This window comes from Pseudomonas sp. 06C 126, from assembly GCF_001855215.1.
GTDB lineage: Bacteria > Pseudomonadota > Gammaproteobacteria > Pseudomonadales > Pseudomonadaceae > Aquipseudomonas > Aquipseudomonas proteolytica.
Genome location: NZ_MIFU01000102.1, coordinates 1 through 24,926, shown reverse-complemented (window position 1 = coordinate 24,926; position 24,926 = coordinate 1). Strand labels below are relative to the sequence as shown.

24 protein-coding genes and 1 pseudogene are annotated in these 24,926 nt (G+C 61.0%); 12 read left to right on the top strand and 13 right to left on the bottom strand.

The window, feature by feature from the left end:
* Positions 1 to 37 precede the first annotated feature (37 nt).
* From BHC62_RS20105 to hutG, 3 genes are read left to right on the top strand one after another with little or no spacing between them, the layout of a single operon-like run.
* Positions 38 to 1,447, top strand: coding sequence for an amino acid permease (locus tag BHC62_RS20105; RefSeq protein WP_070995908.1), 1,410 nt, complete (start codon positions 38 to 40; stop codon positions 1,445 to 1,447).
* A gap of 15 nt (positions 1,448 to 1,462) precedes the next feature.
* Complete coding sequence (gene hutI, locus BHC62_RS20100) at positions 1,463 to 2,668, top strand: imidazolonepropionase (protein WP_070995907.1); 1,206 nt, start codon at positions 1,463 to 1,465, stop codon at positions 2,666 to 2,668.
* A gap of 11 nt (positions 2,669 to 2,679) precedes the next feature.
* Positions 2,680 to 3,477: an N-formylglutamate deformylase gene (gene hutG / locus BHC62_RS20095; RefSeq protein ID WP_070995906.1), complete on the top strand. Its 798-nt coding sequence runs from the start codon at positions 2,680 to 2,682 to the stop codon at positions 3,475 to 3,477.
* A gap of 55 nt (positions 3,478 to 3,532) precedes the next feature.
* Here the strand turns inward: hutG and BHC62_RS20090 are convergent, their stop codons facing one another.
* Positions 3,533 to 4,012: a hypothetical protein gene (locus tag BHC62_RS20090; RefSeq protein WP_070995905.1), complete on the bottom strand. Its 480-nt coding sequence runs from the start codon at positions 4,010 to 4,012 to the stop codon at positions 3,533 to 3,535.
* Between the two features lie 374 nt (positions 4,013 to 4,386).
* Between BHC62_RS20090 and pip the strand changes: the two genes are divergently transcribed.
* The 8 genes from pip (at position 4,387) to BHC62_RS20050 (ending at position 14,219) form a co-directional block, all read left to right on the top strand.
* Positions 4,387 to 5,358 (top strand): prolyl aminopeptidase, encoded by a 972-nt coding sequence (gene pip, locus BHC62_RS20085; RefSeq protein WP_029295970.1) that lies wholly within the window; start codon positions 4,387 to 4,389, stop codon positions 5,356 to 5,358.
* Positions 5,355 to 5,792 carry a D-aminoacyl-tRNA deacylase gene (gene dtd, locus BHC62_RS20080; RefSeq protein ID WP_070995904.1) on the top strand — a complete coding sequence of 146 codons (438 nt, stop codon included), beginning with the start codon at positions 5,355 to 5,357 and terminating at the stop codon, positions 5,790 to 5,792. Before pip ends, dtd begins: the two co-directional genes overlap by 4 nt.
* Positions 5,793 to 6,059: 267 nt before the next feature.
* Positions 6,060 to 7,796 (top strand): glucan biosynthesis protein G, encoded by a 1,737-nt coding sequence (locus tag BHC62_RS20075; protein ID WP_029295974.1) that lies wholly within the window; start codon positions 6,060 to 6,062, stop codon positions 7,794 to 7,796.
* The gene (mdoH, locus tag BHC62_RS20070) at positions 7,789 to 10,359 is read left to right on the top strand and encodes a glucans biosynthesis glucosyltransferase MdoH (RefSeq protein ID WP_029295976.1); all 2,571 of its coding nucleotides are present in this window, start codon (positions 7,789 to 7,791) and stop codon (positions 10,357 to 10,359) included. Before BHC62_RS20075 ends, mdoH begins: the two co-directional genes overlap by 8 nt.
* Before the next feature lie 229 nt (positions 10,360 to 10,588).
* The gene (locus BHC62_RS20065) at positions 10,589 to 11,389 is read left to right on the top strand and encodes a transporter substrate-binding domain-containing protein (RefSeq protein WP_070995903.1); all 801 of its coding nucleotides are present in this window, start codon (positions 10,589 to 10,591) and stop codon (positions 11,387 to 11,389) included.
* A 222-nt stretch (positions 11,390 to 11,611) separates the two neighbouring features.
* On the top strand, positions 11,612 to 12,409 hold the full coding sequence (locus tag BHC62_RS20060; RefSeq protein WP_029295979.1) for a transporter substrate-binding domain-containing protein: 798 nt from the start codon (positions 11,612 to 11,614) through the stop codon (positions 12,407 to 12,409).
* A gap of 123 nt (positions 12,410 to 12,532) precedes the next feature.
* Positions 12,533 to 13,492 carry an amino acid ABC transporter permease gene (locus BHC62_RS20055; protein ID WP_070995902.1) on the top strand — a complete coding sequence of 320 codons (960 nt, stop codon included), beginning with the start codon at positions 12,533 to 12,535 and terminating at the stop codon, positions 13,490 to 13,492.
* On the top strand, positions 13,485 to 14,219 hold the full coding sequence (locus BHC62_RS20050; protein ID WP_029295984.1) for an amino acid ABC transporter ATP-binding protein: 735 nt from the start codon (positions 13,485 to 13,487) through the stop codon (positions 14,217 to 14,219). Before BHC62_RS20055 ends, BHC62_RS20050 begins: the two co-directional genes overlap by 8 nt.
* 15 nt (positions 14,220 to 14,234) lie before the next feature.
* On the opposite strand, the gene BHC62_RS20045 is transcribed toward BHC62_RS20050, so the two are convergent.
* From BHC62_RS20045 to ubiE, 12 genes and pseudogenes are all read right to left on the bottom strand, one after another.
* Positions 14,235 to 16,142 (bottom strand): methyl-accepting chemotaxis protein, encoded by a 1,908-nt coding sequence (locus BHC62_RS20045; protein ID WP_070995901.1) that lies wholly within the window; start codon positions 16,140 to 16,142, stop codon positions 14,235 to 14,237.
* A gap of 187 nt (positions 16,143 to 16,329) precedes the next feature.
* A complete protein-coding gene (locus BHC62_RS29370) occupies positions 16,330 to 17,043 on the bottom strand; it encodes a methyl-accepting chemotaxis protein (RefSeq protein WP_371128927.1) in 714 nt (237 codons plus the stop codon).
* A 141-nt stretch (positions 17,044 to 17,184) separates the two neighbouring features.
* Positions 17,185 to 18,246, bottom strand: a pseudogene (locus BHC62_RS29365) (methyl-accepting chemotaxis protein); the annotation flags it as partial.
* A 192-nt stretch (positions 18,247 to 18,438) separates the two neighbouring features.
* Positions 18,439 to 19,146 carry a 16S rRNA (uracil(1498)-N(3))-methyltransferase gene (locus BHC62_RS20035; RefSeq protein ID WP_029295990.1) on the bottom strand — a complete coding sequence of 236 codons (708 nt, stop codon included), beginning with the start codon at positions 19,144 to 19,146 and terminating at the stop codon, positions 18,439 to 18,441.
* Positions 19,143 to 19,934: a twin-arginine translocase subunit TatC gene (gene tatC, locus BHC62_RS20030; RefSeq protein ID WP_029295992.1), complete on the bottom strand. Its 792-nt coding sequence runs from the start codon at positions 19,932 to 19,934 to the stop codon at positions 19,143 to 19,145. Before tatC ends, BHC62_RS20035 begins: the two co-directional genes overlap by 4 nt.
* The gene (gene tatB, locus BHC62_RS20025; protein ID WP_029295994.1) at positions 19,931 to 20,338 is read right to left on the bottom strand and encodes a Sec-independent protein translocase protein TatB; all 408 of its coding nucleotides are present in this window, start codon (positions 20,336 to 20,338) and stop codon (positions 19,931 to 19,933) included. Before tatB ends, tatC begins: the two co-directional genes overlap by 4 nt.
* A 10-nt stretch (positions 20,339 to 20,348) precedes the next feature.
* The gene (locus BHC62_RS20020; protein ID WP_070995899.1) at positions 20,349 to 20,627 is read right to left on the bottom strand and encodes a twin-arginine translocase TatA/TatE family subunit; all 279 of its coding nucleotides are present in this window, start codon (positions 20,625 to 20,627) and stop codon (positions 20,349 to 20,351) included.
* 27 nt (positions 20,628 to 20,654) lie between these two features.
* Positions 20,655 to 20,987 (bottom strand): phosphoribosyl-ATP diphosphatase, encoded by a 333-nt coding sequence (locus BHC62_RS20015; protein ID WP_029295998.1) that lies wholly within the window; start codon positions 20,985 to 20,987, stop codon positions 20,655 to 20,657.
* A gap of 2 nt (positions 20,988 to 20,989) precedes the next feature.
* Positions 20,990 to 21,382, bottom strand: a complete 393-nt coding sequence (gene hisI, locus BHC62_RS20010) for a phosphoribosyl-AMP cyclohydrolase (protein ID WP_029296001.1) — start codon at positions 21,380 to 21,382, stop codon at positions 20,990 to 20,992.
* A gap of 64 nt (positions 21,383 to 21,446) precedes the next feature.
* Complete coding sequence (gene ubiB, locus BHC62_RS20005; RefSeq protein ID WP_070995898.1) at positions 21,447 to 23,051, bottom strand: ubiquinone biosynthesis regulatory protein kinase UbiB; 1,605 nt, start codon at positions 23,049 to 23,051, stop codon at positions 21,447 to 21,449.
* Complete coding sequence (locus tag BHC62_RS20000) at positions 23,048 to 23,671, bottom strand: SCP2 domain-containing protein (RefSeq protein WP_070995897.1); 624 nt, start codon at positions 23,669 to 23,671, stop codon at positions 23,048 to 23,050. Before BHC62_RS20000 ends, ubiB begins: the two co-directional genes overlap by 4 nt.
* On the bottom strand, positions 23,671 to 24,441 hold the full coding sequence (gene ubiE / locus BHC62_RS19995) for a bifunctional demethylmenaquinone methyltransferase/2-methoxy-6-polyprenyl-1,4-benzoquinol methylase UbiE (RefSeq protein ID WP_003209306.1): 771 nt from the start codon (positions 24,439 to 24,441) through the stop codon (positions 23,671 to 23,673). Before ubiE ends, BHC62_RS20000 begins: the two co-directional genes overlap by 1 nt.
* Positions 24,442 to 24,598: 157 nt before the next feature.
* Between ubiE and BHC62_RS19990 the strand changes: the two genes are divergently transcribed.
* Positions 24,599 to 24,874, top strand: coding sequence for a polyhydroxyalkanoic acid system family protein (locus BHC62_RS19990; RefSeq protein WP_070995896.1), 276 nt, complete (start codon positions 24,599 to 24,601; stop codon positions 24,872 to 24,874).
* Positions 24,875 to 24,926: the final 52 nt, after the last annotated feature.

The window sequence follows — 24,926 nt, the reverse complement described above, 5'->3', positions numbered from 1 at the left end:
CGGATTCTCTCTGGATAACAATAATTAGGGACGAGAAATGCACCAGCAAGCACAAGGTCTCAAACGCGGACTGACCGCCCGCCATATTCGCTTCATGGCACTGGGGTCGGCCATCGGCACCGGGCTGTTCTACGGCTCCGCCTCGGCCATCCAGATGGCCGGCCCGGCGGTGTTGCTGGCCTACCTGATCGGTGGCGCTGCGGTGTTCATGGTGATGCGCGCCCTCGGTGAAATGGCCGTGCACAATCCGGTGTCTGGCTCCTTCGGCCAGTACGCCAGCACCTACCTGGGCCCGATGGCCGGCTTTATCCTCGGCTGGACCTACGCCTTCGAGATGATCATCGTCTGCCTGGCGGACGTCACGGCCTTCGGCATCTACATGGGCTTCTGGTTTCCCGAAGTCGCACGCTGGGTCTGGGTGCTCGGCATTGTCCTGCTGATCGGCGGGCTGAACCTGTGCAACGTCAAGGTGTTTGGCGAGATGGAATTCTGGCTGTCGCTGCTCAAGGTCGGCGCGATTGTCGCGATGATCCTCGGTGGCTTCGGCATCATGCTGTTCGGCGTGCATTCGGCCGGTGACGCGCCAGCCAGTGGGTTGAGCAATCTGTGGGCCCATGGCGGCTTCATGCCCAATGGCGTGGGCGGCCTGATCGCTTCGTTTGCGGTGGTGATGTTTGCCTTTGGCGGCATCGAAATCATTGGCATCACTGCGGGTGAAGCCAAGGACCCGCAACGGGTAATCCCCAAGGCGATCAACGCGGTGCCGCTGCGTATCCTGCTGTTCTATGTGCTGACCCTGTTTGTGCTGATGGCCATCTACCCATGGCCGCAGATCGGCAGCCAGGGCAGCCCGTTCGTGCAGATCTTCAGCAACCTGGGGATTGGCTCGGCGGCGACTATCCTCAATATCGTGGTGATCTCGGCGGCGGTCTCGGCCATCAACAGTGACATCTTCGGCGCAGGCCGCATGATGTACGGCCTGGCCCAGCAAGGGCAGGCACCCAAGGGCTTTGCGCAACTGTCGCGCCACGGTGTGCCGTGGATGACCGTGGTGGTGATGGGCGCTGCGCTGTTGGGCGGCGTGGTATTGAACTACCTGATCCCGGAAAACGTGTTCCTGGTGATTGCCTCGATTGCCACCTTCGCCACCGTCTGGGTATGGCTGATGATCCTGGTCACGCAGGTGGCAATGCGCCGCTCGATGAGCAAGGAACAGATCGCCGAACTGAAATTCCCGGTACCGTTCTGGCCCTATGCGCCGGCGGCGGCCATTGTCTTCATGCTGTTTATTTTTGGCGTACTGGGCTACTTCCCGGACACCCAGGCCGCGCTGCTGGTGGGTGCCGCATGGATTGTGCTGCTGGTCGTCGCCTACCTGCTGTGGGTCAAGCCTGCAGCCGGGCAAGCGGCCAAGGTCCATTACGACCCGGCTTTGTCTCATCGATAACTTAGGGAGGCGTTGATGAAAACGCTTTGGCAACACTGCCACATCGCAACCATGGCCCAGGGCGAGTACTCGATCATCGAGGATGGCGCGATGGTCACGGCCGGCACGCTGATCGAGTGGATCGGCCCACGGGCCGAGCTGCCCAGTGGCGACTACGGGCAGACCCATGACCTGCAGGGGGCATGGGTCACGCCGGGGCTGATCGACTGCCATACCCACACGGTATTTGGCGGCAACCGCAGCGGTGAGTTCGAGCAGCGCTTGCAGGGCGTGAGCTACGCCGAGATCGCCGCGGCCGGTGGCGGCATTGCCAGCACCGTGCGCGCCACCCGTGCGGCGACCGAAGACGAGCTGTTCGACAGCAGCCGCAAGCGCCTGCGCAGTTTGCTGCGCGATGGCGTGACCACCGTGGAGATCAAGTCCGGCTACGGCCTGGACCTGGCCAACGAGCGCAAGATGCTGCGGGTGGCCCGGCGCCTGGGCCAGGAGCTGCCGGTCAGCGTGCGTGCCACGTGCCTGGCGGCCCATGCGTTGCCGCCGGAGTACAAGGACCGTGCCGACGACTACATCGAGCATATCTGCAACGAGATGCTGCCAGCCCTGGCCGCTGAAGGGTTGGTGGATGCCGTGGATGCGTTCTGCGAATACCTGGCGTTTTCCACCGAGCAGGTTGAGCGTGTGTTCAAGGTTGCCCAGCGTTTGGGCTTGCCGGTAAAGCTGCACGCCGAGCAATTGTCGTCCCTGCACGGCTCCAGCCTGGCGGCGCGGTATCAGGCGCTGTCGGCCGACCACCTGGAATTCATGACCGAAGAAGATGCCATCGCCATGGCCGCCTCCGGCACTGTCGCCGTGCTATTGCCGGGGGCGTTCTATTTCCTGCGTGAAACCCAGTTGCCTGCGATGGATGCCTTGCGCAAGCACGGGGTGAAGATCGCGATTGCCAGCGACCTCAACCCCGGCACTTCACCGGCCCTGTCATTACGGCTGATGTTGAACATGGCCTGCACCTTGTTCCGCATGACCCCGGAAGAAGCCCTGGCCGGCGCCACCCGGCATGCCGCCACGGCGCTGGGCATGGGTGACACCCACGGCTCGCTGGAAGTGGGCAAGGTGGCGGACTTTGTCGCCTGGCAGATCGATCGCCCCGCCGACCTGGCCTACTGGCTGGGCGGCGAGCTGGATAAACGCGTCGTGCGCCATGGCGTCGACGTCACTGTGTAAGGAGTAGCGTTGTGGACAAGGTTCTGAACTTCAAACAAGGCAGCACCCCGCTGCTGATCAGCATGCCCCATGCCGGCCTGCGCCTGACGCCTGCGGTGGCGGCGGGCTTGATCCCCGAGGCACAAGGCCTGCCGGATACCGACTGGCATATCCCTGCGCTGTACGATTTTGCGGCAGAGCTGGGGGCCAGCACCCTGGCGGCCGAGTATTCGCGGTTTGTGATCGACCTGAACCGGCCATCTGACGACAAGCCGCTGTATGCCGGCGCGACCACGGGCCTGTTTCCAGCGACGTTGTTTGATGGCGTGCCGTTGTTCAGCGAAGGCAAGGAGCCGTCGAAAGAGGAACGGGCGACCTACCTGGAGCAGATCTGGACGCCCTATCACCAGACCCTGCAGCGCGAACTGGCGCGGCTCAAGGCCGAATTCGGCTACGCATTGCTGTTCGATGCGCATTCTATCCGCTCAGTCATCCCGCACCTGTTCGACGGCAAGTTGCCGGACTTCAACCTCGGCACGTTCAACGGTGCCGCCTGCGATCCCGGGTTGGCCAGCCAGTTGGAAGCGATCTGCGCGGCGCACCCGCAATACAGCCATGTGCTGAACGGGCGTTTCAAGGGCGGGCACATCACCCGGCACTACGGCAACCCGGCGCAGGCTATCCATGCGGTGCAACTGGAGTTGGGGCAGTGCACGTATATGGAGGAGTTTGAGCCGTTTCGTTATCGGGCTGACCTGGCCGAGCCGACGCGGGTGGTGTTGAAGGCGTTGTTGGAAGGTGTTTTGGCTTGGGGTCGCAAGCAGTATTGAAATGGGATCGGTGCGATTTCGAATCTGGAAATCGCACCGGTATTCATCCTGACCGTTAGATAGTGTGAGCACCACGATTTAATATGTGAAAATAACCATTTACTTTAAAAGGCTGATTGTTGTTATCTATTGAAGTGAAACCGAAGTTGCCTTCTGCTTGGCTGGGGTCGGTACTCCATTTGTATTTTATAGAGCCCTCTTTACCGAGGTAGGTTAGCTCGGTTGATTTTTTTGTTTCGTAGTCGATGTTTATAATTTTAAAATAGCTTGCACTGTTGATCTTCAGCTCTGCAGACGCGGCGGGTGATAGGTCAACCTCTGCGGCTAAAGAACTCTTAGGCAAGATGATATGAATGGCCCGTATCTCATGGGGCCTTTGGCCTTTCTCAAAAATGTCCTGAAAAGCCATTATTGTCCAGCACTCAACGCCTGAGTTGTCTTTTCCCGCAATAATATTAACTTTGTTGGCGACAAAGTTTTCCGTGCTGTTTGCATATTCCACAAGCGCTTTGAATTCTTCGGGTGGGACAGTCATGATATTCCTCCAGTTATCAGTGCAGCAATGTGCTGCGTGCTTTAATTGAAAGCTCTACATGGCGTTGTATCTACTGTTGAAGTTGACAGTTCTTTAGACTGTTTGGCGATTTGAATAAGATAGGTTATTAGAGTTGTAGTGAAAGCTGCGTACTGGAAAGGGGCCGCATTTTAGTCAGGTTGCGGTGGTGTAAATTTTAACTTTCAGGCTGGGTCGCCTGTGCGATTGGCTGTCTGGCTGCCTCCGCAAGGTTCTACTGACACAGATCCAGGCCTTCGAGGGCATGCTCATTGCACAATTCGGGTTTATGATGCCAGACGGCAAAATAATAGACGTCCCCCCAGGGATGGACCCGACCCCTTACGGAGCGCGCAATGCAGACTTTGTTCCCGCAGATCAAACCCTACGCCCGGCACGATCTGGCCGTCGATGAAACCCACACGCTGTATGTCGACGAAAGTGGTTCCCCGCAAGGTTTGCCCGTAGTTTTCATCCACGGCGGCCCCGGCGCCGGCTGCGATGCCAACAGCCGCTGCTATTTCGATCCCAACCTGTACCGTATCGTCACCTTTGACCAGCGCGGTTGCGGGCGCTCCACGCCACGGGCCAACCTGGAAAACAACACCACGTGGGATCTGGTCGCTGACCTTGAGCGCATTCGCGAGCACCTGGGCATTGAAAAATGGGTGCTGTTCGGCGGCTCCTGGGGCTCGACCCTGGCCCTGGCCTATGCGCAAACCCACCCCGAGCGTGTGCTTGGCCTGATCGTGCGCGGCATCTTCCTGGCCCGCCCCCAGGATATCCAGTGGTTCTACCAGGCCGGCGCGAGCCGTCTGTTCCCCGATTACTGGCAGGACTACATTGCGCCAATCCCTGTGGAAGAACGGCACGACATGATCAGCGCCTACCACAAACGCCTGACCGGCAACGACCAGATCGCCCAGATGCATGCCGCCAAGGCCTGGTCCACCTGGGAAGGCCGCATGTTGGGTCTGTGCCCCAACCCGCAGTTGATCGAGCGTTTTTCCGAGCCCCAGCGCGCCTTGTCGATTGCGCGTATCGAGTGCCACTACTTCACCCATAACTCCTTCCTGGAGCCCGACCAGCTGATTCGCGACATGCACAAGATCGCTCATCTGCCGGGCGTCATCGTGCATGGCCGCTACGATATGATCTGCCCGCTGGACAATGCCTGGGAATTGCATCAAGCCTGGCCGAACAGCGAATTGCAGGTGATCCGCGAGGCGGGTCATTCTGCCGCCGAGCCTGGAATCACCGATGCGCTGGTGCGAGCCACGAACGAGATGGCACGGCGCCTGCTTGATCTGCCGCCAGAAGAAGCATGAAGGGGCTTTTACAACGGGTGCGCGGCGCCCGGGTCGAAGTGGCAGGCGAAGTGGTGGGGGCGATAGACCAGGGTTTGCTGGTGCTGGTGGCCGTCGAACCTTCAGATACAGCGGCCAGTGCCGACAAGCTGTTGCATAAGCTGCTTAACTATCGGGTGTTTAGTGACGGCGACGGCAAGATGAACCTGTCGTTGAAGGATATTGGCGGTGGTTTGCTGCTGGTGTCCCAGTTCACCCTGGCGGCCGATACCAAGAGTGGCCTGCGTCCCAGCTTCTCCACGGCGGCGCCTCCGGCGTTGGGCGAGGCGCTTTTTGGGTACTTGCTGCTACAAGCGCAACAATTGCATGGCACGGTGGCATCGGGGCGTTTTGGCGCGGATATGCAGGTACATCTGGTCAATGACGGGCCGGTCACCTTCCTTTTGCAGACCTGATTGTATGAAAAACGACTTTTAATGCGCAAAAACCCAAGTTTTCGCTACAAATACTTCGCTGCCCCTGCTGCGTTATCTCACGGGCTACTAGATAATCGCGCGCTACGGGGATCAGCGTAAATTGGTCCAATTTTGATTTAGGTAGAGACTTGTCCGCTCGCCCTTGGGGAATCATTTAGCCCCATCGGAGTCGGAACAATGCTCGCCAACCTGGCATATAGATAGCTGGCCGTTGGTTTTTTGATCTGTTTTCGGCGAGGGTTGCTCGTGATTGTTAGTCCCTGTAATGCACCAAAATTGTCTGCCAAACGGTTACGAAACGCACTGGTAACGGGCTCCGCCCTGTTTTGCCTGTTCGGCGCGGGTCAACTGTGGGCATTCAGTCTGGACGATGTGTCGGCCAAGGCAAAAGAGCTGGCCGGGCAGAAGTACGAAGCCCCGCGCAGCAATCTGCCGAACGAATTCCGCGAAATGAAATTCGCTGACTACCAGAAAATTCGTTTCCGCAATGAAAAAGCCGAGTGGGCCGATCAGAAAACCCCGTTCAAGCTGTCGTTCTATCACCAGGGCATGCACTTCGACACGCCGGTGAAGATCAACGAAATCACCGCGACCGACGTCCAGGAAATCAAGTACGACCCGACTCGTTTCGATTTCGGCGACGTCACGTTTGATCCCAAAGCCACCGATCAGCTGGGTTATGCCGGCTTTCGCGTGCTGTACCCGATCAACAAGGACGACAAGCAAGACGAAATCATGACCATGCTCGGCGCCAGCTACTTCCGCGTCGTGGGCAAGGACCAGGTCTATGGCCTGTCCGCCCGTGGCATGGCGATCGATACCGCGCTGCCGTCCGGCGAAGAGTTCCCGCGTTTCACCGAGTTCTGGATTGAGCGTCCAAAACCGGGTGACAAGCACCTGGTGATCTTTGCCTTGCTGGATTCGCCACGGGCCACTGGCGCCTATCGCCTGATCCTGCGCCCGGGTACCGACACCATTGTTGACGTCAAGTCGCAGATGTTCCTGCGTGACAAGGTCAGCAAACTGGGGGTTGCCCCGTTGACCAGCATGTTCCTGTTCGGCGCGAACCAGCCGTCCAAAGTGCTCAACTACCGTCGTGAACTGCACGATTCCAGCGGTCTGTCGATCCATGCCGGCAACGGCGAGTGGATCTGGCGCCCGCTGAACAACCCAAAACACCTGTCGGTCAGCAACTTCTCGGTAGAAAACCCGCGTGGTTTCGGCCTGTTGCAGCGCGGTCGCAACTTCAGCCAGTACGAAGACCTCGACGACAACTACGACAAGCGCCCAAGCGCCTGGATCGAGCCTGAAGGCGACTGGGGCAAGGGTTCCGTCGATCTGGTAGAGATTCCCACAGCCGACGAAACCAACGACAACATCGTTGCGTTCTGGAGCCCGGCCGAGCTGCCCAAGCCCGGTGAGCCGCTGGATATCGCCTACCGCCTGCACTGGACTCTCAACGACGCACCGTTCCACTCGCCAGACAGCGCCTGGGTCAAGCAGACCCTGCGTTCGACCGGTGACGTGAAGCAATCGAACCTGATCCGCCAGCCAGACGGCAGCGTGGCCTACCTGGTGGACTTCGAGGGCCCGTCCCTCAAGGCCCTGAAGCCCGATGCGGCAGTGCGCAGCCAGGTCAGCGTCGGCGAAAACGGCGAAGTCGTGGAAAACAGCGTGCGCTACAACCCGCACACCAAAGGCTGGCGCCTGACCCTGCGCTTGAAGATCAAGGACGCAGGCAAGCCGACCGAAATGCGTGCGGCCCTGGTCCAGGACATCGTCAAGCCTGAGCCAGAGCAGGCTTCCACCCAAGTCCTGAAGGCTGACAAAGTCCTGGCCAAGCAACACGAGAAACAGGCCAAGAAAGATGCCAAGGACAAGCAAGACAAGCAGCCAGAAGCTGCCCCAGCCACCCCGGAACCGGTCAAGACAGAACAAGTCCTGACTGAAACCTGGAGCAATCAGTTGCCTGCCGATGAGTAACTCCCCAGTCCAGCCAGAGACTCTTGCCGAGTATCTGGCGCATCTTCCGATGACCGACGAGCAGCGCGCCGAACTGGCGGGCTGCAAGTCCTTCTCCGAACTGCACGAGCGCCTGTCGTCGTCGACCTTTGACGCACCGGTGGACGCCGCGCAGGCGTCGGTTGGCCGCCGCTTGACCCTCAACACGGCCGAAGAGCTCGAAGACGCCGAAATGCTGGTGCTCGACGCCGCGGGTCGGGTTTGCCTCAAGGCCACGCCGCCGATCCGCCGTACCAGGGTGGTGCCCGAGCCTTGGCGCACCAATATCCTGGTGCGCGGCTGGCGCCGGCTGACCGGCCGCAGCAACCCGCCTGCGCCGCCCAAAGACGAACGCGTGCTGCCGGCTGCGCGCTGGCGCACGGTCGGTTCGATCCGCCGCTATATCCTGCTGGTGCTGATGCTCGGCCAGACGATTGTGGCCGGCTGGTACATGAAAGGCATCATGCCTTACCAGGGCTGGTCCTTCGTCGACTTTGACGAGGTACGCAACCAGACCCTGCTGCAAACGGCCACCCAGGTACTGCCATACGCCTTGCAAACCAGCATCCTGATCATGTTCGGGATCCTGTTCTGCTGGGTTTCGGCAGGTTTCTGGACTGCATTGATGGGCTTCCTCGAACTGCTCACCGGTCACGACAAGTACCGCATCTCCGGCAAAAGCGCCGGCGACGAGCCGATCCCGAAAGAAGCCCGTACCGCGCTGGTCATGCCGATCTGCAACGAAGACGTGCCGCGGGTTTTTGCCGGCCTGCGCGCGACCTTCGAGTCGGTGGCTGCTACCGGTGACCTGGATCGTTTCGACTTCTTCGTGCTCAGCGACAGTAACGACGCCGATATCTGCATCGCCGAACAGCAAGCCTGGCTCGACGTCTGCCGCGAAGCCGGTGGCTTTGGCAAGATCTTCTATCGCCGCCGTCGCCGTCGCGTCAAACGCAAGAGCGGTAACCTCGACGACTTCTGCCGTCGCTGGGGCGGTGACTACAAGTACATGGTGGTCCTCGACGCCGACAGCGTGATGAGCGGCGAATGCCTGACCAGCCTGGTGCGCCTGATGGAAGCCACGCCGGACGCCGGGATCATCCAGACCGCGCCACGGGCTTCGGGCATGGACACCCTGTATGCGCGCATGCAGCAGTTCGCCACCCGCGTCTATGGCCCGCTGTTCACCGCCGGCCTGCACTTCTGGCAGTTGGGTGAATCCCACTACTGGGGCCACAACGCCATTATCCGCATGAAGCCGTTTATCGAGCATTGCGCCCTGGCGCCATTGCCAGGTAAAGGCGCGTTCGCTGGCTCCATCCTGTCCCACGACTTTGTTGAAGCAGCGCTGATGCGCCGTGCCGGCTGGGGCGTGTGGATTGCCTATGACCTGCCCGGCAGCTACGAAGAATTGCCGCCCAACCTGCTGGACGAACTCAAGCGTGACCGTCGCTGGTGCCACGGTAACCTGATGAACTTCCGCCTGTTCCTGGTCAAGGGCATGCACCCGGTACACCGCGCGGTGTTCCTCACCGGCGTGATGTCCTACCTGTCGGCGCCGTTGTGGTTCCTGTTCCTGGTGCTGTCCACGGCCCTGCTGGCGGTCAACACCCTGATGGAGCCGCAGTACTTCATGGCGCCACGCCAGTTGTACCCGCTGTGGCCGCAATGGCACCCGGACAAGGCGGTGGCACTGTTCTCCACCACCATCGTGCTGCTGTTCCTGCCCAAGTTGCTGAGCATCATCCTGATCTGGGCCAAGGGCGCGAAAGAGTTCGGTGGCAAGTTCAAGGTGACCTTGTCGATGCTGCTGGAGATGTTGTTCTCCATGCTGCTGGCGCCGGTGCGAATGATTTTCCACACCCGCTTTGTACTCGCCGCGTTCCTCGGCTGGGCTGCGACCTGGAATTCGCCGCAACGTGACGACGACTCCACCCCATGGAGCGAGGCGGTCAAGCGCCACGGCCCGCAGACCTTGTTGGGCTTCTTCTGGGCCCTGCTGGTGGTGTGGTTGAACCCTAGCTTCCTGTGGTGGTTGGTGCCGATTGTCGGTTCGTTGATGCTGTCGATCCCGGTCTCGGTGATCTCCAGCCGGGTCAAGCTGGGCCTCAAGTCCCGCGATGAAAGCCTGTTCCTGATTCCCGAGGAATACAATCCGCCGCAGGCGCTGCTGTCGACCGACCTCTACACCCACGAAAACCGTTGGCATGCACTCAACGACGGTTTTGTACGGGCAGTGGTCGATCCGCAACAGAACGCCCTGGCCTGCGCCCTGGCAACCTCGCGCCATGGTCAGGCGGAGCCGATTGAGTGGCTACGTACCGATCGCGTGCGCCATGCGTTGAAAGTCGGCCCGGCTGGGCTGACCAACAACGAGCGCGTAGCCTTGCTCAGCGACCCAGTGGCCCTGGCTCGCTTGCATGAGCAGGTCTGGAGCGAAGGGCACGCTGAATGGCTTGGCGCTTGGCGCGAGTCGGTCAAGGCCGATCCCCATGCGCCGTTGCTGCCGCTCAAACCGCTGTCCTCTCAGGTGCAACCTGCCTGATTCAGACGCCCCCGAGACCTGTCTCGGGGGCGCTTGATACGCCCGTCCTACAGCGCTTGTCGCTCGCGTCTCAACCTTCTAACTTCGATACAAAAGACCCTGGCTCAAGGCGTATTGCCGTGCCTGCCAGTGGGTTAGGATCGCCCCCCAAATCTGAATAGACCGCCTCTGGTTTGCGCTGAATCCGCAACGCCCGGTGCGCGGCTGCTTAATGAAAAAGGGGCTTTTCATGGTCAAGGGTTACTGGTCGATACTGCTGCTGGGCTTTATCGTGTTTCTGCAGGTGCAGGTGGCACAGGCAGGCGCCATCGATGAGGCCGTGCGGCGCGGGGTACTGAAAGTGGGGACCGACCCCAACTACGTGCCCTTTGAAATGACCGACAAGCACGGGCGTGTGATTGGCTTTGAAGCCGACCTGCTCGAAGAGATGAGCAATGCCCTGGGGGTGACGCTGGAATGGGTCCCGGTGGCCTACACCGAACTGATCCCGGGCCTGCTCGCCGGCCGCTTCGACCTGATCGGCAGCGGCATGACCGTGACCCAGGAGCGCAACCTGCAACTCAACTTCAGTGATTCGTTCATCATTGTCGGCCAGACCGTCCTGCTCCACCCGCGCCTGGCCGGCAAGGTCGGCAGCATTGAAGACTTGAACGAAGCCGGCTATCGCATTGCTGCCGCAGACGGCACCACGGGCGAAGCCGCGGCGCGTCGCTTCCTGGGGGCTGCACAGCTGCGCAGCTTTGCCACGGCGGAGGAAGGAGTACGGCAGGTGGTCAGCGGCGAGGTGGATGCGTTTATCCACGATGCGCCCTATAACCTGATTGCCCTGGCCAAGCCGCAAAACTACGGGCTGCTGGCCCTGGAACAGCCTTTTACCTATGAACCCCTGGCGTTTGGGGTGAAGAAGGGCGATTACGACAGCCTGAACTGGATCAATCACTTCCTGAATCAGATTGCCCAGGACGGCACCTACGATCGGCTGCATGACAAGTGGTTCCGGGACACGGACTGGTTGTCGGAGATCGAATGATGGTCACAACTGCTTACATAAGTTCTAGAGCCTGGCCCCCTGTGGCAAACCGTCTAACTGCGCTTTTCTCCGGGGTTTTGTGGGGTTTTTCTGTCATATCCGCCAACAAATCCCGGCTAGACCTTTGTGCCGGTGGGCGAGTGGGTTAGCATCGCTCCCCGAAGAAATAGTGCGGCCGTGCTAAGGCCTGCATCAAAATAAAATGAGTCAGGGGACTTGGTGATGAAAAAGTATCTTTCGATGCTCATGCTCGGTGTTACAGCCTTGCTGGCAGTCAATACGGCCCAGGCCGGTGCGATTGACGACGCGGTCAAGCGCGGCACCTTGAAAGTCGGTATGGATCCGACCTACATGCCGTTCGAGATGACCAACAAACGCGGCGAAATCATTGGTTTCGAAGTCGACCTGCTCAAGGCGATGGCCAAGTCCATGGGGGTCAAGCTGGAACTGGTCTCCACCGGTTACGACGGCATTATCCCGGCCTTCCTGACCGGCAAGTTCGACATGATCGGCAGCGGCATGACCCTGACCCAGGAGCGTAACCTGCGCCTGAACTTCAGCGAACCGTTCATCGTGGTGGGCCAGACCCTGCTGATCCGCAAGGACCTGGAAGGCACCATCAAGTCCTATAAAGACCTGAATGACGAGAAATACCGCCTGACCTCCAAGCTCGGTACCACCGGCGAGATGGTGGCCAAGAAGCTGATCTCCAAGGCCAAGTACCACGGCTACGACAACGAGCAGGAAGGTGTGCTTGATGTGGTCAACGGCAAGGCCGACGCCTTTGTCTACGACGCGCCGTACAACGTGGTTGCCGAGAAAAAAGTCGGCAATGGCAAGCTGGTGTACCTCGAAGAACCCTTCACCTACGAGCCTCTGGCATTTGGCCTGAAGAAGGGCGACTACGACAGCATCAACTTCATCAACAACTTCCTGCACCAGATCAAGCACGACGGCACCTACGATCGCATCCATGACAAGTGGTTCAAGAGCTCCGAGTGGCTCAAGGACATGGAATAAGCTAGAAATCGCGTCGCGCCCATCGCGGGCAAGCCCGCTCCCACAGTTGGAGTGCATTCCAAGGTGGGAGCGGGCTTGCCCGCGATGGCGGCCTGACAGCCGATACACATCCCGGAACCCGCAATGAAACAGAAAAAAGCCCAATGGCCCTGGCACCTGCTGACCGTGCTGGTGCTGGTCGGCCTGGCCGGCGCGTTGTACTACGCCACCTCGCTGATGTCCTACGAATGGCGCTGGAACCGCGTGCCGCAATACTTCGCCTACCAGGCTGAAGAGTCCAAGCGGGCGGCGGATATTTCCACCGTGGTCGAGTTGGTACGCAAGGGCGACGTTGCTGAAGTTACCTTGCGCAACGACGCCGGCGCCGAGCAGCACCTGACGGTGGCCGAAAACAGCCTGCAAGTGGCCCGTGGCGACGATGTGGCCGAAGGCGATGTGATCGGTGTGACCCGACATTGGGCGCTGGGCCCGTTGATGTGGGGGTTGTGGACCACCCTGTGGCTGTCGCTGGTCTCGGGGGTATTGGGCTTGTTGATTGGCCTGGCGACGGGCCTGTGTCGTTTGTCGAATAACCCGACCCTACGCGATCTGTCGACGATCTACGTCGAACTGGTACGCGGCACGCCGCTATTGGTGCAGATCTTCATTTTCTACTTCTTCATCGGCACGGTACTGAACCTGTCCCGTGAGTTCGCCGGTATTGCTGCGCTGTCGCTGTTTACCGGCGCCTACGTGGCGGAAATCGTGCGTGCCGGTGTGCAGTCGATTGCCCGTGGCCAAGGCGAAGCGGCCCGGTCCCTGGGTTTGAGCGCCAGCCAGTCGATGCGCCACGTGGTGTTGCCGCAGGCCTTCAAACGCGTGCTGCCGCCGTTGGCCGGGCAGTTTATCAGCCTGGTCAAGGACACCTCGCTGGTCTCGGTGATCGCCATTACCGAGCTGCTCAAGAGCGGTCGCGAGGTCATCACCACCTCGTTCTCGCCGTTTGAAATCCTGTTCTGTGTCGCAGGCCTGTACCTGCTGATCAACCTGCCGCTGTCGAAAATGGCCAGCCGGCTTGAGCGGAGGCTCGCGCAAAGTGATTGAAGTCCGCGATCTGGTAAAAGTCTTCGACACCCGTGGGCATGTGGTCCGCGCCGTGGATCACGTCACCACCCAGGTGGCCAAGGGCGAAGTGCTGGTAGTAATCGGCCCATCTGGCTCTGGTAAGTCGACGTTCCTGCGCTGCCTCAATGGCCTGGAGGAGTTCGACTCAGGCTCGGTGAGCATCGACGGCTTGCAACTGGCCGACCCCAAGACCGATGTGAACGCCTATCGTCGCGAAGTCGGCATGGTGTTCCAGCACTTCAACCTGTTCCCGCACATGACCGTCCTGGAGAACCTGTGCCTGGCGCAGAAAGTCGTGCGCAAGCGCGGCAAGAAAGAGCGTGAGGCCAAGGCCCTGGCGTTGCTGGAAAAGGTCGGCATTGCACAGAAAGCCAACGAGTTCCCCTCGCGGCTTTCCGGTGGCCAGCAACAGCGTGTGGCGATTGCCCGAGCTTTGGCCATGGAACCCAAGGTCATGTTGTTTGACGAGCCGACTTCGGCGCTGGACCCGGAAATGGTCGGCGAAGTGCTGGATGTCATGAAAACCCTGGCCCTGGAAGGCATGACCATGGTCTGCGTCACCCACGAAATGGGCTTTGCCCGGGAAGTGGCGGATCGGGTGTTGTTTTTCGATCACGGCAAACTGCTGGAAGATGCTGCGCCCGCGCAGTTCTTCGATTCGCCGAAGGATCCACGGGCACAGGCGTTCTTGCGTCAGGTCCTGTAAGTCGCGGGGGCAGGTTCAAACCTTGAACTTGCCCACGCACTTCTGAAGATTGCTGCCCAATCGGGCCAGTTCAATACTTGCCGCCGCTGTCTGTTCGCTGGCCGCGGCGGTTTGTTCCGACACATCCCGGACTTTCAACACGCTGCGATTGATCTCTTCGGCCACCGCACTTTGCTGCTCGGCGGCGGCGGCGATCTGTGGGTTCATTTCCTGGATGAGCAGCACAGTGCGCGCGATTTCCGTCAGGGCATCCCCGGCGTTGCGGGTCAGGCCGACACTGCGATCGGTCAGCGTGCGGCTGTTGTCCATGATATCGGCCACCTGTTGCGTGCCACTGTGCAGCCCGCCAATCAGTTCTTCGATTTCCTCGGCAGACTGCTGGGTGCGTTGGGCAAGGCTGCGCACTTCGTCAGCGACCACGGCAAAGCCTTGGCCGGCTTCCCCGGCGCGGGCGGCTTCGATCGCCGCATTGAGCGCCAGCAGGTTGGTCTGCTGGGACACCGACTTGATCACCTCCAGCACACTGCCGATCTTCTGGCTTTCCCGTTGCAGGCCCAGCATCGCCTGGCTTGAGCGCGCCATCTCGTGGGCGAGGTGTTCAATGTGCGCCACCGCATCTGTCACCACCTGGTCCCCCAGTTCGGTCTGCTGATTGGCCTGGCTGGCGGCAATCGCGGCCTGTTCGGCATGCCGGGCCACTTCCTGGGCGGTGGCGAGCATCTGGTTCATGGCGGTCGCTACCTGCTCGGTTTCGTCGCGCTGATTGCTGACGCCCGCGCGGGTTTGCTCGGTGACGGCCGAAAGCTCTTCGGCGGCGCTGGCGATCTGCCGGGCATTGTCGCTGATGCTGCCGATTAGGCTCCGCAGGTTGAGGGTCATTTGCGCCATGCTGCATTGCAACTGACCCAGTTCATCCCGGCGCCGGGTTTGCACATCGTGGCTCAGGTCTCCATCGGCGATGCGGTTGGCCACGGCCAGCGCCCGGCGTAGCGGTTTTACGATCTGCCCGGCAATCACCCAGGCCGCCAGGGCGCCGAACAGCAAGGCTGCAGCAGTGATGGCAACGGTTTGGGTGCGGGCATTTTCCGCCTCTTGGTTGCGACGCTCGGTCTGGTCCTGACTGAGCAGGTCACTTTGTGCCAACAGTTGGTCCAGTTGCTGCTCCAGCAGATTCTGCGCCTTTTCGGTGTTGAGTTGGGTATCGCGCAGGCGTGTCAGATGGGTGCGGATGCTGAGTACGACATTTTTCAATGCGCCGCTGTCCACCGGTAACTTTTCTACGGCGGCCTGGGCCAGTTCGAGGCTGCGTTGCGCGTCGCTGACGGCCTGGGCATAGGCATCCAGGGAACTGGCGGTCCAGGCCGGGCTTGTGGCGCGGTCTTCGGCCTGTTCGATGGCCAGGCGCAAATCCTCGACGGTATCGAGGGCTTTCTGGTCTTCTTGATCGGGTAGGTCGCTGGCCAATTGGGACAGGGCGTCACCGCTGTCGATTGTGCTTTGCTTCAATTGTTCACGGGCGGTTTCCCGCTGCTTGACCAGTGCCGGTACATCCTTGAGCGTGGTTTTGAACTGGCCGGAAATACTGACCATGCTTTGCAGGTATTGGAGCGGCTTGGCTACCTTGACCCGTGTTGTAACCTCGGCCAGATACCCGTCGACCCGCTCTATGGAGAGGCTGAGTTTTTTCAGGCTGGCCTCATCGTCAAGGGTGCGGTAGACGATGCGGTCGGCTCGCAGCTCTTCGCCGGTCACCGCCAGTTGCGCCAGTACGCTCAGGGTCTGCGAACGGTAGAGCGAGGCGGCCAGGGCCTGCCAGCCGGTGAGGGCAATCACCAGGCTCAGGGCCAAGACCAAGGCAAAACCCAGAACCAGTTTGAGGGTGACGCTGGCGTCACCCAGCAGTTGAGTCATTCGACGAAGCATGGTCAACCTCCGGCAAGTGAACAAAGGCGTTCGCTGTACCGGGGCGCCGAAGGGCGTGGACACAGTGAACCCATTTGAACGCTAGTTCCGTTGGGCGCCGGGCGTATGGATCACGGTCTGAAAAGAATGTAGGAAACTTCACAAGCTTTAAGCGGCGACCCGGACGGATCGCCGCGAAGGGCAGGTATCAAACCCGGAAGCGGCCGACCAGTGCCTGCAGATGGGTGCCCAGGCGCGCCAGTTCGGTACTGGAGGCGGCGGTCTCTTCACTGGCCGCTGCGGTCTGCTCCGACACGTCACGCACATTCAGCACGCTGCGGTTGATCTCTTCGGCCACCGCGCTCTGTTGCTCGGCGGCGGTGGCGATCTGCTGGTTCATGGCCTGGATCGCCGAAACCGTGCGAGTGATGTTTTCCAGGGCATTGCCGGCCCGGCGGGTCAGCTCGACGCTGCTGTCGGTGAGGCTGCGGCTGTTGTCCATGATGGTCGCCACTTGTTGGGTGCCACTTTGCAGGCCGACGATCAGTTCTTCGATTTCCTCGGTGGATTTCTGCGTGCGTTGCGCCAGGCTGCGCACCTCATCGGCCACCACCGCGAAGCCACGACCGGCTTCCCCGGCGCGTGCGGCTTCAATAGCGGCGTTGAGTGCCAGCAGGTTGGTTTGTTGGGCCACGGACTTGATCACGTCCAGGACGCTGCCGATCTTGTCGCTTTCGCGCTTGAGATGGCCCATGGCCTCGGTGGAGTTGCCGACTTCACCGGCCAGGCGCTCGATCTGGGCGATGGCCTCGCCGACCACTCTGTCACCTTCGCGGGCCTGTTGGTCGGCGGCGACGGCGGCTTCGGAAGCCTCTTCGGCATTGCGCGCCACTTCCTGCACGGTGGCGGCCATTTCGTTCATGGCGGTGGCGACCTGGTCAGTCTCGACCTTCTGGCTGTTGACCCCGGCGCTGGTCTGCTCGGTAACGGCCGACAATTCTTCGGCAGCGCTGGCGATCTGCGTCACGCCGTCGCTGATCCCGCCGATCAAGTCGCGCAGGCCCATGGTCATGCTTTGCATGGCACGTTGCAGTTGGCCCAGTTCGTCCTGGCGTTGCGACACCAGGTCGTGGGTCAGGTCACCGGCAGCGACCCGCTCGGCGACCTTGAGGGTCTGGCTCAGTGGAATCACGATCTGGCGGGTGATCGCCCAGGCCGCCACGATGCCGAAGACCAGCGCCAGGGCGGTGGCGAGCATCAACAGGAACTTGGCCTGTGCAGCGTCGGCGTCGCGGATGATGGTTTGTGAGGCTGTGAGTTTTTTGCTGCGGTCGAACAGCAGGTCGCCTTGTTCAGCCATGGCCTTGAGGGCTGCGGCGCTGGCCACCTGGGAATCACGGAACTGGCTGACTGCCGCGAGGTAGGCCTTGAGGGAGTCGCTGGCCTCTTGCAGGTTGGCGCTGTATTGCTCCGGCAATTGACTGCGCAGGCTGTCGGCGTTTTTCAGGGCGTTGGCGATGGCGTCCAGGGCCGGCTGCTCGGCCTCGACCTTGGCGCTATAGGTGTAGCCACGTACCTGGAAGCGCGCCTGCTGGATCAACTTGCTCAAGTCGATCACGCTGTTGAATTGGCTGACGCTGTCGCCTTGCAGCAGGCTCTTTTCGATCTCCGACACGCGGGCGACGGCGTTGTCAGCGGTGGCGCCGAGTTTGCTGCGGGCGTCTTCGCGGCTGGCACCGGCCTGGACCATGGCGCTGAAGGACTGCTTGTACTTGGCGACGGCAGCCAGTTGCTCGTCGATCAAGGCGACATCGGCCGGCTGCTCGATCTGGCTACGCGCGGTCTTGAGGCCGCTGTCGAGTTTTTCCATCAGTTCGTTGACCAGCCCGGGACCCTGTTCGCCACGGCGCATTTCATAGTCCAGGCGGGCCTGGCGCAGGTCTTTGGTCAGTTCATTGAGGCTGGAAATAAAGCCCAGTTTATCGCCCCGGCTGATCACGCCGCTAAGGCCCGTCCAGCCAGTGAAGGTGATCAGAAGCGTGAGGAGCAACACCAGGCCAAAGCCCACGCTCAGCTTGCGATTGACGCTCACATTTCCCAGTTTTTCAGCTAGCCAACGGTGCATGCGGTGAACTCCCCTGAACAAGGCTTGGACTTATCCTGAGGGTATCGGCATGCACGCGCGATTCTGTAGGAGCGAGCTTGCTCGCGAAAATTGTCAACGATAACGGGTACTTGCCAAATGAACGCGCGGCTCTCAAGTTTTTCGCGAGCAAGCTCGCTTCTACAGGAGATTTCAGTGGTCTATCAGAGCGGGTTAGAAGAGGCGGGCCAGCAGCGCGGTGACGGCGGTTTCTACCCGCAGGATCCGCGCACCCAGCTGCACCGGCTGCAACCCGGCCTTGGCCAGCAAATCCACCTCATAGGGGATCCAGCCACCTTCGGGGCCGATGGCCAGGGTCACCGGCTCATCCACATCGCGAGGGCAGGGCGGGTACGCGCCGGGGTGCCCGACCAGGCCAAGGGTGCCCTGGGCCAGGGCCGGCAGGCGGTCTTCGACGAAGGGCTTGAAGCGCTTTTCGATGATGATCTCGGGCAACACGGTATCCCGGGCCTGTTCCAGGCCAAGGATCAGTTGTTCGCGAACCGCTTCGGGCTCCAGGAAGGGCGTCTGCCAGAAGCTCTTCTCGACCCGATAGCTGTTGACCAGCACCACCCGTGGCACGCCCATGGACGCCACCGTCTGCAACACCCGGCGGAGCATCTTCGGACGCGGCAGGGCCAGCAGTAACGTCAGTGGCAGTTTGGCCGGTGGCGGCTGGTCGAGGGTGATTTGCAGCTCGGCTTCGTCCGCTTCCAGGCGCAGCAGCTGGGCATTGCCCATCAGAGCGCCAATGCGCCCCACGCGCAGGCTGTCGCCGACCGCCGCGCGATGCACTTGCTGCATGTGCACCAGGCGTCGGTCACGCAGCACCACCCGGTCGGCCGCGATAAAGTCGGCGTCTTCAAGCAGCAGCAGGTTCACGGTTGTGTCGCTGGCGGCTGGTCGTCATCGGCGGGTTGGTCATCCGGGTGTTCGCCACGCTTGCTCACCAGGCTGCCAAACAGGATGCCTACTTCAAACAGCATCCACATCGGCACGGCCAGCAAGGTTTGCGAGAAGATATCCGGCGGGGTCAGGATCATGCCGACCACGAAGCAGCCGATGATCACGTAAGGGCGGATCTTGCGCAGGTACTGCACGTCGACCACGCCGATCCACACCAGCAATACCACCGCCACCGGGATCTCGAAGGCCACGCCAAAGGCGAAGAACAGCGTCATCACGAAGTCGAGGTAGCTGGTGATATCGGTCATCATTTCCACGCCGGCCGGGGTGGCGGCGGCGAAGAACTTGAAGATCAGCGGGAACACCAGGAAGTACGCAAACGCCATGCCGGTGTAGAACAGCATGATGCTCGACACCAGCAGCGGCACCGCGATGCGCTTTTCATGCTTGTACAGGCCCGGGGCGATAAAGCCCCAGATCTGGTGCAGGATCACCGGGATCGCCAAAAACAGCGAAACCATCATCGTCAGCTTGAGCGGCGTCAGGAACGGCGAGGATACGTCGGTGGCGATCATCGTCGCGCCCACCGGCAGGTACTCGCGCAGCGGCGTGGAGACAAAGGTGTAGATCTGCTGGGTAAAGGCAAACAGCCCGGCAAAGATCACGAAGATCGCCGCGACACACCGCAGCAGGCGGGTGCGCAACTCGGTGAGGTGCGAGACCAGCGGCATGTGCTGGTCGTTTTCCGGTTTATCAGCGCTCATGGGGCTCGCGGCGGCAATGTAGGGTCGTGGGGAGCGGGCGACGCGGCGGGCGTCGGCGCTGGCTCTGCTGGGGGCACGGGCGTTGCGGCCGGGGTGGTTTGGGCCACTGGCGCAATGCTCTGCTCGGCCACCGGCTCAACCGGTGTCGGCGCCTGTTGCTGGGGCGCGAGGATTTTCCGCGCTTCCTGCTCCAGGGACAGAATGTGTTCGTTGTGCAGTTGCCGGCGGATCTCGTCGGCGCCGATTTCCCGTTCAACTTCCTGTTTGATGGCGTTGAAACTGCGTTTCAGGCGCCCGACCCACAGGCCGGCCGTGCGTGCGGCGCCGGGCAGGCGTTCAGGCCCCAGCACCAACAGGGCAACAAGGCCGACGAGCAGCAGTTCAGAGAAGCTGATACCAAACATTAGTCAGTGCTCACGAGTCTTTGCGGGACGGCTCTTCGACTTTCTCGGCCTGTACGTCGAAGGTGCGACGCTCAGTGATCGGCTGCGCGGCCTGGGGGTGTACAGGTTGCGCCGGAGGAATCGGGTTGGCGCCGGCATCGGCCGGTTTTTCGTCGTCGTTCATGGCCTTGCGAAAGCCCTTGATGGATTCGCCGACATCGGTGCCCAGGTTCTTCAGTTTCTTGGTACCGAACACCAGGACGACTACCACGAGAATGACGATCCAGTGTTTCCAGTCAAAAATGCCCATGCTGCAATTCCTCAGTCAGAAAGTTATTCAGGCGGACGGGCGCGAGGCCTTTTCGGCGTGCCCGGACAAGCCGAAGCGACGGTCCAGTTCATCCAGCACGGCCTGTGGGTGCTGCCCCAGTTGGGCGAGCATCACCAGGCTATGGAACCACAAGTCGGCGGTTTCATAGATTACATCGCTGTAGTCGCCGCTGATTTCGGCATCCTTGGCGGCGATGATGGTCTCGACGGATTCTTCGCCGAGTTTTTCCAGAATCTTGTTCAGACCCTTGTGGTACAGGCTGGCGACATAGGAGCTGTCGGCGTCCGCACCTTTGCGGTCTTCCAGCACCTGGGCCACACGGTTCAGGGTATCGCTCATGTTCAATGTCCTGCCGAGTAAATGGCGTGCGGGTCTTTGAGCACCGGCTCGACGGTTTTCCACGCGCCGTTCTCGAACACCCGGTAGAAGCAGCTGTGGCGGCCGGTATGACAGGCGATGTCGCCGATCTGCTCGACCATCAGCACGATCACATCGGCGTCGCAATCCAGGCGCATCTCGTGCAGTTTTTGCACATGCCCGGACTCTTCGCCCTTGCGCCACAGTTTGCCACGGGAACGTGACCAGTAGATGGCACGCTGCTCGGCGGCAGTCAGGCTCAGGGCCTCGCGGTTCATCCAGGCCATCATCAGGATGCGCCCGGTCTTGTGGTCCTGGGCAATGGCTGGCACCAGGCCGTCACTGTCCCACTTGATCTCGTCCAGCCAGTCTTTCATCTTCGACTCCGACAGCCGTGCGTGGCCCGCCCCGGCATTGTGCAACAGTGTATAACCGGTCGGCCTATCGACGCACGACCAGATAAAGGCCCACGGCGACCATGATTGCGGCCGGCCAGTGACCCAGTTCGTGCAACGGCCCGCCGACGGCAAGCACCGCGCCAGCGCCCAGGTGCGCCGCGCCCAGCAGGCGCAGGAACCAGTCGTCCTTGCGCTGGTGCCACGGCGGCGCCGGGTCCTTGGCGTGGGGCTGGGACATGCGCTCGAGCAGGTCGCGGGTCATGTTGGCCAGGTGCGGCAGTTGCTCGACCTGGCTTTGCAGGTTGCCCAGCAGGGTTTTCGGGCTGACGCGCTCGCGCATCCAGCGCTCAAGGAACGGTTGTGCGGTGTTCCACAGGTCCAGGTCCGGGTACAGCTGGCGGCCCAGGCCTTCGATATTGAGCAGGGTCTTTTGCAGCAGTACCAGTTGCGGCTGCACTTCCATATTGAAGCGCCGCGCCGTCTGGAACAGGCGCATCAGTACCTGGCCGAAGGAAATATCTTTTAACGGTTTTTCGAAGATCGGCTCGCACACGGTGCGGATCGCCGCTTCGAACTCATTGAGCTTGGTTTCGGCCGGCACCCAGCCCGAATCGATGTGCAATTGCGCCACGCGGCGGTAGTCACGCTTGAAGAAGGCAAACAGGTTGCGCGCCAGGTAGTCCTGGTCCTCGGGGGTGAGACTGCCGACGATGCCACAGTCGATGGCGATGTACTGCGGGCTCCACGGGTTCACCGTACTGACGAAGATATTGCCGGGGTGCATGTCGGCGTGGAAGAAACTGTCGCGAAACACCTGGGTAAAGAAAATCTCCACACCGCGCTCGGCGAGCATCTTCATATCGGTGCGCTGGTCGGCCAGGGTCGCCAGGTCGGTGACCTGCACCCCGTAGATACGCTCCATCACCAGCACTTTTGGCCGGCACCAGTCCCAATACACCTGCGGCACATACAGCAGCGGCGAGCCCTCGAAGTTACGCTTGAGCTGGCTGGCGTTGGCCGCCTCGCGCAGCAGGTCGAGTTCGTCGTAGATGGTTTTTTCGTAGTCGGCGACCACGTCCACCGGGTGCAGCAGGCGCGCATCGGCAGAGAACCGCTCGGCGGCGCGGGCGAGGATGAACAGCCACGCCAGGTCTTGGCCGATGATCGGCTTGAGCCCGGGGCGGATCACCTTGACCACGACTTCTTCGCCGGTTTTCAGCTGCGCGGCATGCACCTGGGCGACCGAAGCCGAGGCCAGGGGCTCGACGTCGAACCGGCTGAACACCTCGCTGATTTTCTTGCCCAGCTGTTCTTCGATCAGCTTCATCGATTGCTGTGAGTCGAACGGCGGCACGCGGTCTTGCAGCAGCATCAGCTCGTCGGCGATATCTTCGGGCAGCAGGTCACGGCGGGTGGACAGGATCTGCCCGAACTTGATGAAGATCGGCCCCAGGTCCTGCAAGGCCAGGCGCAGGCGCGCACCACGGCTCAGGTCCAGGGTCTTGCGCGGGAACCAGCGCCACGGCAGCACGTAGCGCACCGCCAGCAGAAACCACGGCAGCGGCAGGGCGAACAGCAGGTCATCGAGGCGGTAGCGAATGACGACGCGTTGGATTCGGAACAGACGGCGGACGGCGAGCAGCTTCATGCGTTATCGCTTGGATCAAGGGAGCGGCTCAGGCGCTCGAAGCGCGCCTCAAGCCGTTCCAGGTCGAGTTTGGCCTGGTCGAGTTCACGAAAGCGCGCTTCGGCTTCCCGTTGTCCGACGAGGGTGCGCGATTCTTCGCTCAGGTATTCGGCGAGGTTTTGATTGAGGCTGGCGAAACCCTGCTGGTACCAGCGCGAGCGGCTGCGCAGGTGCCCGCTGATCAGTTGGGTGGCCACGGGGCCGAGCCAGCGGGACAGCTCGTATTCCCAGTCCAGCTTCAGGTCTTGCAGCACGGCGGCCAGGTCCATCAGTACCGCGCTGTCGCCCTCAAGCTCCACGTCCGGGCCGTGCAGGATCGCGGTCTTGTCCCGGCTCATGGCCAGGCGCAGCAGGCTTGAGCCGGAGGCACGCAGGGTGCAGTCGGCATCGGCGGCCCAGTGTGCCGCCAGCAACAGGCCTTCATCGCTGGGCAGGATGAACAGTTGCAAGGCGGGGCTGGTGCAATCGACGGCAATGATCTTGCCATTGAGGTGCGCCAGCCGCGCCAGAGCGGTGCTGTCCAGGCGCAGGACACGGTTGAGGCCGTGTTCGACGCTGGCGAGAAGGCCCGTGAACAACATCAGGGTTTGATGCCGCGGTGCAGGGCAACGATGCCGGAGGTCATGTTGTGGTAGGTCACGCGGTCGAAACCGGCCTCGACCATCATCGACTTCAGGGTTTCCTGGTTCGGGTGCATGCGGATCGATTCGGCCAGGTAGCGATAGCTTTCGGCGTCATTGGTGATCAGCTTGCCCATCAACGGCATGAAGGCGAACGAGTAGGTGTCGTAGACCTTGGACATCAGCGCGTTGGTCGGCTTGGAGAACTCCAGCACCAGCAGGCGGCCGCCCGGCTTGAGCACCCGCAGCATCGAGCGCAGGGCGTCTTCTTTATGGGTCACGTTGCGCAGGCCGAAGGCGATGGTCACGCAGTCGAAATGGTTGTCGGGGAACGGCAGCTTTTCAGCGTCGGCCTGGACGAATTCGATATTGCCCGCCACGCCCTTGTCCAGCAGGCGATCGCGGCCCACCTTGAGCATCGAGCCATTGATGTCGGCCAATACCACCTGGCCGGTAGGGCCAACGAGCTTGGAGAACTTGGCTGCCAGGTCGCCTGTGCCGCCGGCGATGTCCAGCACCCGGTTGCCGGTGCGCACGCCCGACAACTCGATAGTGAACCGTTTCCACAGGCGGTGCATGCCGCCCGACAGTACGTCGTTCATCAGGTCGTACTTGGCGGCCACGGAGTGGAACACTTCAGCGACTTTTTCCGCTTTCTGGCTTTCCGGGACGTTCTTGAAGCCGAAGTGAGTGGTGGGTTCGGCATCGCTGCCTTTGCGCTGATCAGTCATATCGCTGTCACCAAAAGAGAATGCGGGACATGATAATCCCCAGGGCCTGCTTTGTCTTGGCAAGGCTGAAGGTAAGATAGATCGCCACCGAGACCTTTTGCCGCATGGCCGGGTAAACAAGGGGCTCACTAAGTCTTTGCAGCGAGGAGTCATTCACATGGCCCGGATACAGGTTGAACGTGCCCATACACTTGGCAAAGAAGTCGCCAGGGCGAAGGCCGACAAGTTGGCGCACAAACTCAAGGAACAATACGGCCTTGAGCCGTCGTGGTCCGGCGATACGCTGAACCTCAAGCGTTCCGGGGTCAAAGGCACGGTGAAAGTAGCCGAGGACTCTTTAAGGATTGAGGTGGAACTGGGCCTATTGATGTCGGCCATGAGTGGCACCATCAAGTCGGAAATCGAAAAGGCCCTGGATAAGGCACTGGCCTGACCTGTACTTGCAGCGCAAACACTCAACTGTGGCAAGCAGGCTGTTGTGGCGA